This window comes from Xanthomonas maliensis, from assembly GCF_009192945.1.
In the GTDB taxonomy this organism is placed as follows: domain Bacteria; phylum Pseudomonadota; class Gammaproteobacteria; order Xanthomonadales; family Xanthomonadaceae; genus Xanthomonas; species Xanthomonas maliensis.
Map to the genome: position 1 here is coordinate 95,972 of NZ_NSET01000032.1, position 11,724 is coordinate 107,695.

At 66.9% G+C, this 11,724-nt stretch carries 12 protein-coding genes; 7 read left to right on the forward strand and 5 right to left on the reverse strand.

Features of this window, described 5'->3' with window-relative positions:
- Positions 1 to 145: 145 nt before the first annotated feature.
- Positions 146 to 841 (reverse strand): VIT1/CCC1 transporter family protein, encoded by a 696-nt coding sequence (locus tag CKY51_RS10730; RefSeq protein ID WP_022972209.1) that lies wholly within the window; start codon positions 839 to 841, stop codon positions 146 to 148.
- 203 nt (positions 842 to 1,044) lie between these two features.
- Between CKY51_RS10730 and CKY51_RS10735 the strand changes: the two genes are divergently transcribed.
- Positions 1,045 to 2,409 carry a glutamate--cysteine ligase gene (locus CKY51_RS10735; protein WP_031339676.1) on the forward strand — a complete coding sequence of 455 codons (1,365 nt, stop codon included), beginning with the start codon at positions 1,045 to 1,047 and terminating at the stop codon, positions 2,407 to 2,409.
- Positions 2,410 to 2,464: 55 nt separating this feature from the next.
- Here the strand turns inward: CKY51_RS10735 and CKY51_RS10740 are convergent, their stop codons facing one another.
- Together CKY51_RS10740 and CKY51_RS10745 are read right to left on the reverse strand one after the other, a co-directional pair.
- Positions 2,465 to 3,877 (reverse strand): ATP-binding protein, encoded by a 1,413-nt coding sequence (locus CKY51_RS10740; protein ID WP_022972207.1) that lies wholly within the window; start codon positions 3,875 to 3,877, stop codon positions 2,465 to 2,467.
- Positions 3,874 to 4,593, reverse strand: a complete 720-nt coding sequence (locus tag CKY51_RS10745) for a response regulator (protein ID WP_152249206.1) — start codon at positions 4,591 to 4,593, stop codon at positions 3,874 to 3,876. Before CKY51_RS10745 ends, CKY51_RS10740 begins: the two co-directional genes overlap by 4 nt.
- Before the next feature lie 151 nt (positions 4,594 to 4,744).
- On the opposite strand from CKY51_RS10745, the gene CKY51_RS10750 reads away from it, so the two are divergent.
- The 5 genes from CKY51_RS10750 (at position 4,745) to fghA (ending at position 9,002) form a co-directional block, all read left to right on the forward strand.
- On the forward strand, positions 4,745 to 5,827 hold the full coding sequence (locus tag CKY51_RS10750; RefSeq protein WP_425479868.1) for a glycosyltransferase: 1,083 nt from the start codon (positions 4,745 to 4,747) through the stop codon (positions 5,825 to 5,827).
- 207 nt (positions 5,828 to 6,034) lie between these two features.
- The gene (gene frmR / locus CKY51_RS10755) at positions 6,035 to 6,310 is read left to right on the forward strand and encodes a formaldehyde-responsive transcriptional repressor FrmR (protein WP_022972204.1); all 276 of its coding nucleotides are present in this window, start codon (positions 6,035 to 6,037) and stop codon (positions 6,308 to 6,310) included.
- Between the two features lie 61 nt (positions 6,311 to 6,371).
- Positions 6,372 to 7,481, forward strand: a complete 1,110-nt coding sequence (locus tag CKY51_RS10760) for an S-(hydroxymethyl)glutathione dehydrogenase/class III alcohol dehydrogenase (RefSeq protein WP_152249207.1) — start codon at positions 6,372 to 6,374, stop codon at positions 7,479 to 7,481.
- Between the two features lie 64 nt (positions 7,482 to 7,545).
- Positions 7,546 to 8,121, forward strand: a complete 576-nt coding sequence (gfa, locus tag CKY51_RS10765) for an S-(hydroxymethyl)glutathione synthase (RefSeq protein WP_031339671.1) — start codon at positions 7,546 to 7,548, stop codon at positions 8,119 to 8,121.
- A gap of 50 nt (positions 8,122 to 8,171) precedes the next feature.
- Complete coding sequence (fghA, locus tag CKY51_RS10770) at positions 8,172 to 9,002, forward strand: S-formylglutathione hydrolase (protein WP_022972201.1); 831 nt, start codon at positions 8,172 to 8,174, stop codon at positions 9,000 to 9,002.
- Between the two features lie 45 nt (positions 9,003 to 9,047).
- On the opposite strand, the gene CKY51_RS10775 is transcribed toward fghA, so the two are convergent.
- Positions 9,048 to 9,386 (reverse strand): hypothetical protein, encoded by a 339-nt coding sequence (locus tag CKY51_RS10775; RefSeq protein WP_022972200.1) that lies wholly within the window; start codon positions 9,384 to 9,386, stop codon positions 9,048 to 9,050.
- 68 nt (positions 9,387 to 9,454) lie between these two features.
- Positions 9,455 to 10,399: a DegV family protein gene (locus CKY51_RS10780; protein WP_022972199.1), complete on the reverse strand. Its 945-nt coding sequence runs from the start codon at positions 10,397 to 10,399 to the stop codon at positions 9,455 to 9,457.
- A gap of 405 nt (positions 10,400 to 10,804) precedes the next feature.
- Here CKY51_RS10780 and CKY51_RS10785 point away from each other — a divergent pair, with 405 nt between their 5' ends.
- Entirely contained in the window at positions 10,805 to 11,599 is a 795-nt protein-coding gene (locus tag CKY51_RS10785) for a GH12 family glycosyl hydrolase domain-containing protein (protein ID WP_425479867.1), read from the forward strand.
- Positions 11,600 to 11,724: the final 125 nt, after the last annotated feature.

Here is an 11,724-nt window from a genome sequence, read left to right on the forward strand (position 1 = left end):
GTCCAGTCCCACGGCGTGGACCGCGGTGCGACGGCCGTGCGTGCCACTGGCCGGTGATCGCGGCTAGCGTTCGAGCATCGGGCGCGAGCATCTCCTCCGATCATGCATTGCCAGCGATGCCGTGCACCGCCTGGGTGGCGTCGCGCTAGAGATTGACGCCGAATAGGCGGCCGACCGCGCTGGTGGCGAGCATCGCCGCCGCGCCCCAGCACACCACGCGCAACGCGCCACGCAGGCCGGGCGCGCCGCCCGCGCGTGCTGCCAGGGAGCCGGTCAACCACAGCCCAAGCAGTGTGGCGGCCACGGTCACCCACACCTGGCGGCCCGCAGGCGCCAGCAGCACGGCCAGTAGCGGCAGTGCCCCACCGCAGCAGAAGGCGCAGGCCGATGCCAGCGCGGCCTGCAGTGGCCGCGCGCGCAGGGTCTCAGTGATGCCCAGTTCCTCGCGCGCATGCGCGCCCAGCGCATCGTATGCGGTCAGCTGTTCGGCGACCTCGCGCGCAAGCGTCGCATCCAGCCCACGCTGGCGGTAGAGGGTGGTCAGTTCGTCGAGTTCGCTCTGCGGATCCTCGTGCAGTTCGCGACGCTCCACCGCCAGATCGGCCTGCTCGGTGTCCACCTGCGATTGCACCGACACGTATTCGCCAGCGGCCATCGACATCGCACCGGCCACCAGTCCGGCGACACCGGTCGCCAGTACGGCGGCCCCGCTCGCGCCGCTGCTGGCCACGCCGACCACCAGGCCGGCGACCGAGAGGATGCCGTCGTTGGCGCCGAGCACCCCGGCGCGCAGCCAGCCCGCGCGCTCGCCGCGATGCCGTTCGGGATGGGAGGTGTGCATCGGACGCCTGCATGGGAGGGGTGGCTCGCAGCCTAGCCCAGCGCGGCGGGTCCCGTCCCGATCGTGTCTGACGGGCGCTGCGCCTGGAATGCTGCAACACCGCCGATAGCACTGTGGGGCGGGGCGCGGCGAGCTATAGTGCGGGCCTTGCGATGGCGGCGGAACGTCCCCACATCGCTTCACCTTCTGCACGAGTGCTGCCCTTGTCGAGCCCCAGCCACGTTGCCGAGACGCCGATCACCGACCGCGCCGAACTGGTCCAGGTGCTGGCCTCCGGAGAAAAGCCCGAAGCGCAGTGGCGCATCGGCACCGAGCACGAGAAGTTCGGCTTTCGGCTGGACGACCTGCGCCCGCCGACCTTCGATGGCGCGCGCGGCATCGAGGCGCTGCTCACCGGCCTGACCCGCTTCGGCTGGACCCCGGTGCAGGAGGGCGGCCGCACCATCGCCCTGCTGCGCGACGGCGCCTCGGTGACGCTGGAGCCGGCCGGGCAGCTGGAGTTGTCCGGCGCGGCGGTAGAGACCCTGCACCAGACCTGCGTGGAGACCGGCACCCACCTGCGCGAGGTCAGCGAGGTCGCTGGCGAATTGCAGCTGGGCTTCCTGGGGATGGGCTTCCAGCCGAAATGGCGGCGCGAGGACATGCCGTGGATGCCGAAGGGGCGTTACCGCATCATGCGCGACTACATGCCCAAGGTCGGTGGACTCGGCCTGGACATGATGACGCGCACCTGCACCGTCCAGGTCAACCTGGACTATGCCGACGAAGCGGACATGGTGAAGAAGTTCCGGGTGTCGCTGGCGCTGCAGCCGATCGCCACCGCCCTGTTCGCCGACTCGCCGTTCACCGAGGGCGCTCCCAACGGCTACCTCAGCTATCGCTCGCACATCTGGACCGATACCGATGCCGATCGCACCGGCATGCTGGATTTCGTCTTCGAGGATGGGTTCGGCTACGAGCGCTATGTGGATTACCTGCTCGACGTGCCGATGTACTTCTCTTACCGCGATGGCGTCTACCACGATGCCAGCGGGCAGAGCTTCCGCGACTTCATGCAAGGCCGGCTGCCGGCGTTGCCGGGCGCATTGCCGACGCTGCGCGACTGGTCCGATCACATGACCACTGCGTTCCCGGAAGTGCGGCTGAAAAAATACCTGGAGATGCGCGGCGCCGACGCCGGTCCGTGGAATCGGCTGTGCGCGTTGTCGGCGTTCTGGGTCGGCCTGCTGTACGACCAGACCGCGCTGGACGCGGCCTGGGACCTGGTCAAGGACTTCACTCTGGTCGAGCGGCATGCGCTGCGCGACGGAGTGCCGCGGCAGGCGCTGGGCCTGCCGTTCCGTCAGGGCACGGTGCGCGACCTGGCGGTGCAGGCAGTGGCAATCGCCCGCGAAGGCCTGCGCCGTCGTGCACGCCACAATCGCGACGGCCAGGACGAAACCGGGTTCCTGGATGTGATCGCCGAGATCGCCGACAGCGGCGTCACGGCGGCCGACCGCAAGCTGGCGCTCTACCGCGGCGCCTGGAACGGCGATATCGACCGGGTTTTCAGCGAATTCGCTTACTGAGGGACGCGCCGCCGGCTCGGTTGGCGGCGCTTCGCAGAACAGTCTCTGGCGTTGCTCAGCGCCGTTCGGCGATGCAAGGCAGGCGCACGGTGACGCGTAGTCCGCTGCTTGGCCGGTTGTCCAGCTGCAGATCGCCGCCGTGGGCGAGCACGATGCTGTGCGCCACCGCCAGGCCCAGCCCGATGCCGCCGGTATCGCGATTGCGCGAGGACTCCCCGCGCACGAACGGCAGCAGCAACTGGTCGCGTTGACGTGGATCGATGCCCGGGCCTGCATCGTCGATCCACAGCACGCCTTCATCGCCGTCGCGGTGCAGGTACAACTGCGCGCGCTTGCCGTATTTGAGCGCGTTGTCCACCAGATTCATCACCGCGCGCCGCAATGCCAGCGGGTCGCCCTCCACGGTGATCGGCGCCCCTGCCGCCAACACCACGTCCGCCCCGATGTCGGCCGCGTTGTCGACCACGCTTTCGACCAGCAGGCGCAAATCCAGCCGGGCGCGTTCGCCGCGATGACGATCGTTCTGGATGAAGTCCAGCGCGGCGGTGATCATCGCCTTCATTTCCGACAGATCGGCCAGTGCTTTGTCGCGCAGCGGCGGCTGCAGGCCCTCCAGTCGGAAGGACAGCCGTGCCAACGGGGTCCGCAGGTCGTGGGCGATCGCCGCCACCATATGGGTGCGCTCGTTGACCAATCGATTCAGGCGCGCCTGCATGGCATTGAAGGAGTCGGCTGCGCGCACGATTTCCGGCGGGCCGCTGCGCTGCAGGGCCGGTGCGTCCGGATTGCGGCCCAGGCGGTCGGCCGCCTCGGCGAAGCGTTGGATCGGTGCCGACAATGCGCGCGAGAACCACCAGGCCAGCGGAACGTTGGCCAATAGTCCGGCCAGGAACAGCAGCAGGATGTGGGTCTTGAACTGGGCCGAGAGCTGGCGGCGCGGGGACGCCACACTGCGCCAGTGGCCATCGTCCTGCTGCAGCGCCGCAGTGAATCCATCCAGCAAGGGGATGCCTGGGGTCAGTCGCTCGTTTTCCCAGGCTTCGGGCCGGTCGGCCGGCGGCAAGGTCGGACGGCCACCGGGCACGGCGGCCTCATCGGTGTCGGCCGCATCCGGGGGCGCGCCGAGCCAGTCTCCCTGCGCTGGATCGGCGCTGCGATAGAACCGCACGCGTTGCACGGGCACGTCCAGCCAATGGGCCAGCAGCGTTTCGGCGAAGGCGTCACGCACCCGGCCCGGCGGCGGCACTGGTTCCTGCGCCAGCGTTTGCACACTCAAGCTGCGACTGCCGGCCGGCATGCGGGTGGAGAGCAGCGCCACCACTTCCGGCGGGTGCACCGGCGGCTCGTACACCGGTGTGCGCATGACCAGCAAGGCGATACCGATCGCCTGGGCGGTGAACAAGGCGACCGCCAACAGCACAAAGGTGCGGGCAAAGATCGACAGCCCGCGCTGGGGCGTCCGGCTCACAGGCGTGAGACGGACGGCAGCAGCATGTAGCCTTCGTTGCGTACGGTGCGAATCAATTCGGTATGGACGCGCTCATTGATCTTGCGGCGCAGCCGGCTGATCTGGCTATCGATCGCCCGGTCGTAGACATTGGTATCGCGCCCGCGCGCATGGTCCAGCAACTGATCGCGGCTCAAGACCCGCTGCGGATGCTCGACGAAGGTGCGCAGCAGGGCGAATTCGCCATCGGACAGGTTGATGAAGATGCCGGTGGGGTCGCGCAGGTCGCGGCGCAGCACGTCCAGGCGCCAGCCGGCGAACTCGTAGATCGTGCCGGTCGGCTCGGCCTGCTCTTGGCTGGCCTGGCTGCGGCGCAGCAGCGCACGCACGCGCGCCAGCAGCTCGCGCGGGTTGCAGGGTTTGGCCAGGTAGTCGTCGGCGCCCACTTCCAGGCCGATGATGCGGTCGGTGTCGTTGCCCAGGGCGCTGAGCATGATGACCGCCGGCGAACCGCGTTCGCTGGCCAGCGAACGGGCCGCGCTCAGGCCATCTTCTCCAGGCATCATCACGTCGAGTACGATGAGGTCGGGGCGGTGGCGGGCGATGCTCGCACGCATCTCTGCGACGTTCTCGGCATCGTCGACCTGGTAGCCGTGGGCGCCGAGGAATTCCCCGATCAGCTTGCGTAGGTCTGGATCGTCGTCGACCACGAGAATGCGGGGATGGGGTGTATCCATAATGCTCGTCGAGTGGGGCGCGGCGTTGGGGCCGCGCCAGGTGGTGGCGTCTGGAAACATGAGGCTCGCTGCGGCGGGGCTAAGCCCGCATCATAATGCGCGAATTTGTCAACTTTTGGCACACGTATAACGCAACATGAAAGACATGGACATGGCGCTGAATCCCCTCACCTCGTCGCTGGCGGGCGCTGAGCATGCGATTCCTCAGGCAGGCTTCCCGATGATGCGGGTGATCAGCCGCGACAACGGGGTTGGCCTGACCCGCGATTTGCGCCTGATGGCGCAAACCCTGCGCGGGGCCGGGGTGCCGGTGCAGGAAGTCGGATTCACCAGCCAGCGGCTGCAGGACAGCGCGCGTGAAATGCGGTTGTGGGGCAGTCGTGCGCTGTTTGGCCGGGTGCCGCTGCAGATCTTTTCCGAGCGCGTCTACGCGCGCTGCCTGCCGTTGGCGCAGACCAACCTGCTGGTGCCCAACCCGGAATGGCTACTGCCCAAGTGGCTGCCGTTGCTGCCGCGGTTCGCGGCGGTGTTGTGCAAGACCCGTCACGCCGAGCGCATCTTCCGCAGTCTGGGATGCCATACGCGCTTCATCGGCTTCACCAGCCCCGATCGCTACGATCCGCAGGTCCCGCGCCAGCGGACCTTCTTTCACCTTGCCGGGCGCAGCACCGCCAAGGGCACGGGGCTGTTGCTGGAGACCTGGCTGCGCCACCCGCATTGGCCGTTGCTGACGGTGGTGCAGAACCCGCGCACCGCCGGCAAGCAGGTGGTGGCCGCCAATATCGACCACCGGATCGGCTATCTGGACGAGGCTGCACTGCAGCGCCTGCAGAACGCCAACCTGTTCCATCTGTGCCCGTCAGAGGCGGAAGGCTTCGGCCATTATCTGATGGAAGCGCTCAGCGTCGGGGCGATCACCCTGGCCACCGATGGCGAGCCGATGAACGAGTTGGTGCGGCCAGAGCACGGGATCCTGATTCCGCCGGCGCAGATCCATCAGCGCCGGTTGGCCTCGTACTACCACGTCGACGCCGATGGCATCGCGCAGGCGGTGGAAGCGGCGCTAGCGCTGTCGTCGGCGCAGATCGAGACGCTAGCGGCCAATGCGCGTGCGCACTACCTGGGCAACGACTCCGCATTTGCCGCGCGTTTCCGTGGCGCGGTGCTGAGCTGCCTGCCCGACCTCGGGTTGCACGAGCCTCTGGATATCGCCCAGGCCAGTATCGACCGCTGACCCGGCGGGTGCCGGTGCGCATGGCACCCGACTCCCTGCGCGCTGCTGCGTCGCGCGGTGGCCGCTGTCTGCGCGGCGGGATCGCGTCGTCGCGCTCTTGACGCATTCCCAGCATCGATCGTTTCGCGCTGCTGGCCACCTGGGATCGGCTCTGGCATTCCGTTGCAGGAGGTCTATACTGCCCCCCAGTATCGAACCGGGCCACGCATGCCGCATTCCCCTCAAGAGAAAAAGCGGGCGCTGACACGCGTGCGCCGGGTCCGTGGGCAGTGCGACGCGCTCGAGCGCGCACTGGAAGCGGGGGCGGATTGCGGTTCGGTCCTGCAGCAGATCGCCGCGCTGCGTGGCGCCGTCAATGGCCTGATGTCGCAGGTGCTGGAGGCGCATATTCGTGAGGATTTCGGCCATGCGGCCGCCTCCGACGCGCAACGCGCGGCACGCGTGCAGGAATTGCTCGGGCTGGTCCGGTCCTATCTCAAATGAACTCCCACCGGAGCGGTCCTCGCCGTCTCCGTTCACGCACTTTCTTTCAGGAGCACACTCGATGAAATCCCGTGCAGCAGTCGCATTCGGTCCCGGCAAGCCGCTGGAAGTGGTCGAAATCGATGTCGCGCCGCCGCAGGCCGGCGAAGTCCTGGTGCGCATCACCCATACCGGCGTCTGCCATACCGATGCTTTCACCCTGTCCGGCGACGACCCGGAAGGGATCTTCCCGGCGGTGCTCGGGCATGAAGGCGGCGGCATCGTCGAAGCGGTGGGCGAGGGCGTCACCAGCGTCAAGGTCGGCGATCACGTGATCCCGCTTTACACGGCCGAATGCCGCAAGTGCAAGTTCTGCCTGTCCGGCAAGACCAACCTGTGCCAGGCCGTTCGCGCCACCCAGGGCAAGGGACTGATGCCGGATGGCACCACCCGGTTCTCCTACAACGGCGAGCCGATCTACCACTACATGGGCTGCAGCACCTTCAGCGAGTACACGGTGGTGCCGGAGATCTCGCTGGCCGTGGTCAACCCTGACGCGCCGCTGGAGAAGGTCTGCCTGCTCGGTTGCGGCGTCACCACCGGTATCGGTGCAGTGCACAACACCGCCAAGGTCAAGCCTGGCGACACGGTGGCGGTGTTCGGCCTGGGCGGCATCGGCCTGGCGGTGATCCAGGGCGCAGTGCAGGCCAAGGCTGGGCGCATCCTGGCCATCGATACCAATCCGGGCAAGTTCGAACTGGCGCGCAGCATGGGCGCCACCGATTGCATCAACCCGAAGGACTACGACAAGCCGATCCAGGACGTCATCGTCGAGTTGACCGATGGCGGCGTGGATTTCAGCTTCGAGTGCATCGGCAATGTGCACGTGATGCGTTCGGCGCTGGAGTGTTGCCACAAGGGTTGGGGCGAGAGCGTCATCATCGGTGTGGCCGGCGCCGGCCAGGAGATCAGCACCCGCCCGTTCCAGCTGGTCACCGGGCGCGTCTGGCGCGGCTCGGCGTTCGGTGGCGTCAAGGGACGCACCCAGTTGCCCGGCATGGTGGAGCAGTCGATGAAGGGCGAGATCGACCTGGATCCCTTCATCACCCACACCTTGCCGCTGGAAGAGATCAACGAAGCCTTCCATCTGATGCATGAGGGCAAGTCGATCCGCACAGTGATCCATTTCTGACCGGAGGGCCAGGAGCGGCGCGCGGCCGCTTCCGCGCACAAGCCAGTAAGCCGGGAGATTTACGATGACGCCTGTATCGATTCATCCTTCGGTGGACCAGGGAGTGGCACGGAACGCCACGGAAAGCTTCACGGGAGGGGTCCTGCAATGCCATTGCAGCAGCGACAAGGTGACCGTGGCGGTGGCAGCGCAAACCGCGCATAACCACGCTTGTGGCTGCAGCAAGTGTTGGAAGCCCGATGGCGCGACGTTTTCATTGGTAGCGGTGGTGCCGCGCGACAAGGTCAGCGTGACGGCGCATGCGGAGAAGCTGGGTGTCGTCGACGAGAGCGCGGCGATCCAGCGGCATGCCTGCCGTCATTGCGGTGTGCACATGTACGGTCGCATCGAGAACGCGGAGCATCCGTTCTACGGATTGGATTTCGTGCACACCGAGCTGTCGCCGCAATCGGGTTGGTCAGCGCCCGGGTTCGCCGCCTTCGTGTCTTCCATCATCGAAACCGGCACGCCGCCGGATCAGATGGAGCAGATCCGCGCACGGCTGACGGCGCTGGGCCTGCCGCCCTATGATTGCCTGTCGCCGGCATTGATGGATGCCATCTCCACCCATGTCGCGCGCAAGAAGGGCGTGCTGCATTGATTCAACCGCGGCCGGTGCCCTCGCGCCGGCCGCTGCTTACGAGGAAGTCCATGGAACGCATCGAACACCGCGCCTGCTTCGGCGGCTGGCAGGACGTTTACCGGCATCGCTCCGAGACGCTGGACTGCGACATGCAGGTCGGCGTGTATCTTCCGCCGCAGGCCGCCGCCGGCCCGTTGCCGGTGCTGTACTGGCTCAGCGGGCTGACCTGCACCGAGCAGAACTTCATCACCAAGGCCGGGGCGCAGCGCTATGCGGCCGACCACGGCATCATCCTGGTGGCACCGGATACCAGCCCGCGCGGGGAGGCCGTCGCCGATGCCGAGGGTTACGATATCGGCAAGGGCGCCGGGTTCTATGTGGATGCCACCGAGCAGCCGTGGGCGGCGCATTACCGCATGTACGACTACGTGCTCAACGAGCTGCCGGCGCTGATCGAGTCGCAGTTCTCCACCACCGTGGCGCGCGCCATCAGTGGCCACTCGATGGGGGGGCACGGTGCCCTGACGATCGCCTTGCGCAATCCTGGCCGCTATCGCAGCGTATCGGCGTTTTCGCCGATCGTGGCACCGAGCCAGGTGCCCTGGGGCGAAAAGGCGTTCGGGCAGTACCTGGGCCAGGATCGCGACGCCTGGGCGGCCTACGACGCCACCGCGCTGATCGCGCGCGCTTCCGAACGGCTGCCCTTGTTGATCGATCAAGGCGATGCCGACGAATTCCTGGACAGCCAGCTGAAGACGTCGTTGTTCACCCAGGCGGCCGATGCGGCCGGCTATCCGGTGAAGGTCCGCCTGCAGCCGGGGTACGACCACAGCTATTACTTCATCGCCAGTTTCATCGGCGAGCACATCGCCCACCACGCGGCCGCACTGCGCGGCTGATCGTGACTGATCCCTGGCGTGCGCAGCGATGGCCTGGACCATCGCTCAGCGCACGTCGCGCAGTTCCCAATGCGAGCCGGCGAGCGCATGCAGCCGTTGCTTGAGCAGATCGCCGGGAATGCTGGTGGTGGCGACCAGGTCGACGCGGACCTCGCGTTGTTTGCCTGTCACCGTGGCGCTGGGATCGGTGACACCGAGCCGGGGGTCGACCTCGTCCGGGTCTGGCTGCAGCTGGCGCCAGCGCTCGAACCAGGCGGGATCGCGCAGGGCGGCCTGCAGTTGTTCGGCGAAGGCCTCGGCACCATGCGCGCTGAAGCTGACCGACGGCGCGCTGCCGCGGGCCTGGGCGGGATCGGGAAGGCTGATCGAATAGCTGACGGCCATGATGGGACTCGTGTGGACGATGGCCGCACCCTAGGACAGCGCCGGTGACAACGCCGTCGAGGTGGCGGTCAGGCCGAGAAGCTGTGCGGCTCGGCGGCAAAGCCGATCGCCAAGGCACCCTTGCCGACGTTGACCATGCCGGTCAGGCTCATCACGCTTTCGAACAGTTCCACACCATGGGTCTGGCAGGCCGACTGCAGCGCGGCGTAGCCAGGCAGCGCATGCACCTCCGCCAGTTCGCCGCCGTAGCCCACGCAGACGGTCGGGGTCATCAAACCCTCGCGGATCTTGCGGACGGTGAAGGCGCAGAGTTTTTCCACCGACGGCTCGAAGCCCTTGAGCTTGGCCACCGGCTCGGTGACGCCACGGTACGCGCGCAGCACTGGCTTGATGTCCAGCGCACTGCCCAGCGCCGCACCGATCAGGCCCACGCTGCGATCGCCCTTGGCGCGCGCACGCGCACGCAGGTAGTAGAGATCGCGCGGGATCATGTAGCCATAGGTGTGCTCGGCCAACTGCTCCAGCCGGGTGCGGATCGCTGCCACGCTCTGGCCCTGGTCGCGTAGCCTGGCTGCCTCCACCGCCGTCACGCCCTGGCCGGCGAATAGATTCAAGGTGTCGATCACGCGCAGCGCGAACGGCGAGCTGTGCCCGGCAGCCTGACGGATCGGTTTGTAGTCGTTGAGGATGGCGAAGCTGGCCTGGGTGGCGTTTTCGAACACCTGGCTGCGCAGCTTGGAGATGGTCAGGCAGAACACATGGTCGTAGTCGATGACCAGGCGCTGCAGGAACAGGTCGCGGACCTGGTTGACCGAAAACGGCGTGGTCTCGGCTTCATGGCCGCGTTCGGCCACGTGGGCCTGCAGGAAGCTCAAGGTGGCTTCCTCGTCGCGATGATCGGCCAGTACCGCCTCGCCGATCCGCACACTGATCGGCAGCAGCACGATGTTGTTGGCCTGGATGAACGCTTGCGGCAGATCGCACGCACTGTCCACCACGATTCCGATCCGCATTGGTTCCCCCCTCCGCTGCTGCGTTGTCCGCCGCAAACCCTAGCGCAAAACGCGCTGCACGCGTAGACCAGGCATCGATGGCGAGACCTGGCTGCGGCCGACGGTCGCTTGCCGGCCAATGGGACCGCACTGCTGCGGTACCTGTCCATGCGCGGCAGTGAATGTCGCTACGCAGCAATCGGCGTCCTCGGCCGCCCCCGCCTAGGTATCGCCACGCCGCATGGGGTGGGGGAAGTGGGCCCATACGCACACCCGGATTGTCGGGTAGAGCCCGCTATCCCACACCGATGTGTCGGGACAGCTGAATCTGCATAGCTCTGTTGCCACTCCACTGCTAGCGTCCGTCGGCCCGCCTGGTCGGGTACGCACGCCATCGCCAGCCAGCGACACTCAATGGAGAACGCCATGTCCGTCATGCAATCCCTGCTTCCCATGCAACGCGGTGCGCCGCGTTCGGTGCATCGCAGTTGGAGCGCCGTCGTTGCGATCGCGCTGGCAGCGCTGGCGCCCGCCGCGATCGCCGGGCCGTACAAGGTCTATGGCAATCAATATGCGTGGGTCAACAACTTCAACAACAGCGACATCCAGGGCACCTTCGGCACCGGCAGCACGCCGTCGTTGCGGGCGAGCTTCAATTTCTCCAGCAATAGCCTGTATGGCTACCCCGCGATCCTGCGTGGCTGGCACTACACCTTCAATCCGACCAGCGATACCTTGTTTCCGCGCCAGGTGTCCTCGCTGAGCAGCATCCCGGTCAAGTTCAACTACAGCGCCAGCGGCAGCAATCTTGCCGGTGATTTCGCCTACGACCTGTTCTTCCGGAAGGACACCACCAAGACCACGCCGCAGCTGGAGGTGATGATCTGGGGCGGCAACAACTCCTACCCGGTCGGCACGCTCTCCGCCAGCAACGTCCTCAGTGCCGGTGGCTATACGTTCGATCTGTGGGAGGGCGACAACAGCGCCGCCGGCTACTACGTGTACACCTTCATCCCGCACGGCAGCGCCGGCCAGGCCAACCTGCCGACCAGCGGCAGCCTCAACGTCGACATCAAGCCGTTCCTCAACTGGCTGCAGGCCAATCGCAGCAAGGATGGCCGTTACAGCAACGCACTCTACCTGCATGTCGTCGAGACAGGATTTGAAGTGGTGCGCGGCAATGGCTACGTCGATCTCAGCGCGACGATCGACGCGCACTGAGCCGGCGAACGTGGGCGCCGCGGCTTCAGCGCGGTGTCCCACCGTAGAGCGCCGCGTTGTGCCAGGCCGCATGCGCGATCGGCGTGAAACGGTCGGCATCGCTGGGCGGCAGGCCATTGCGCACC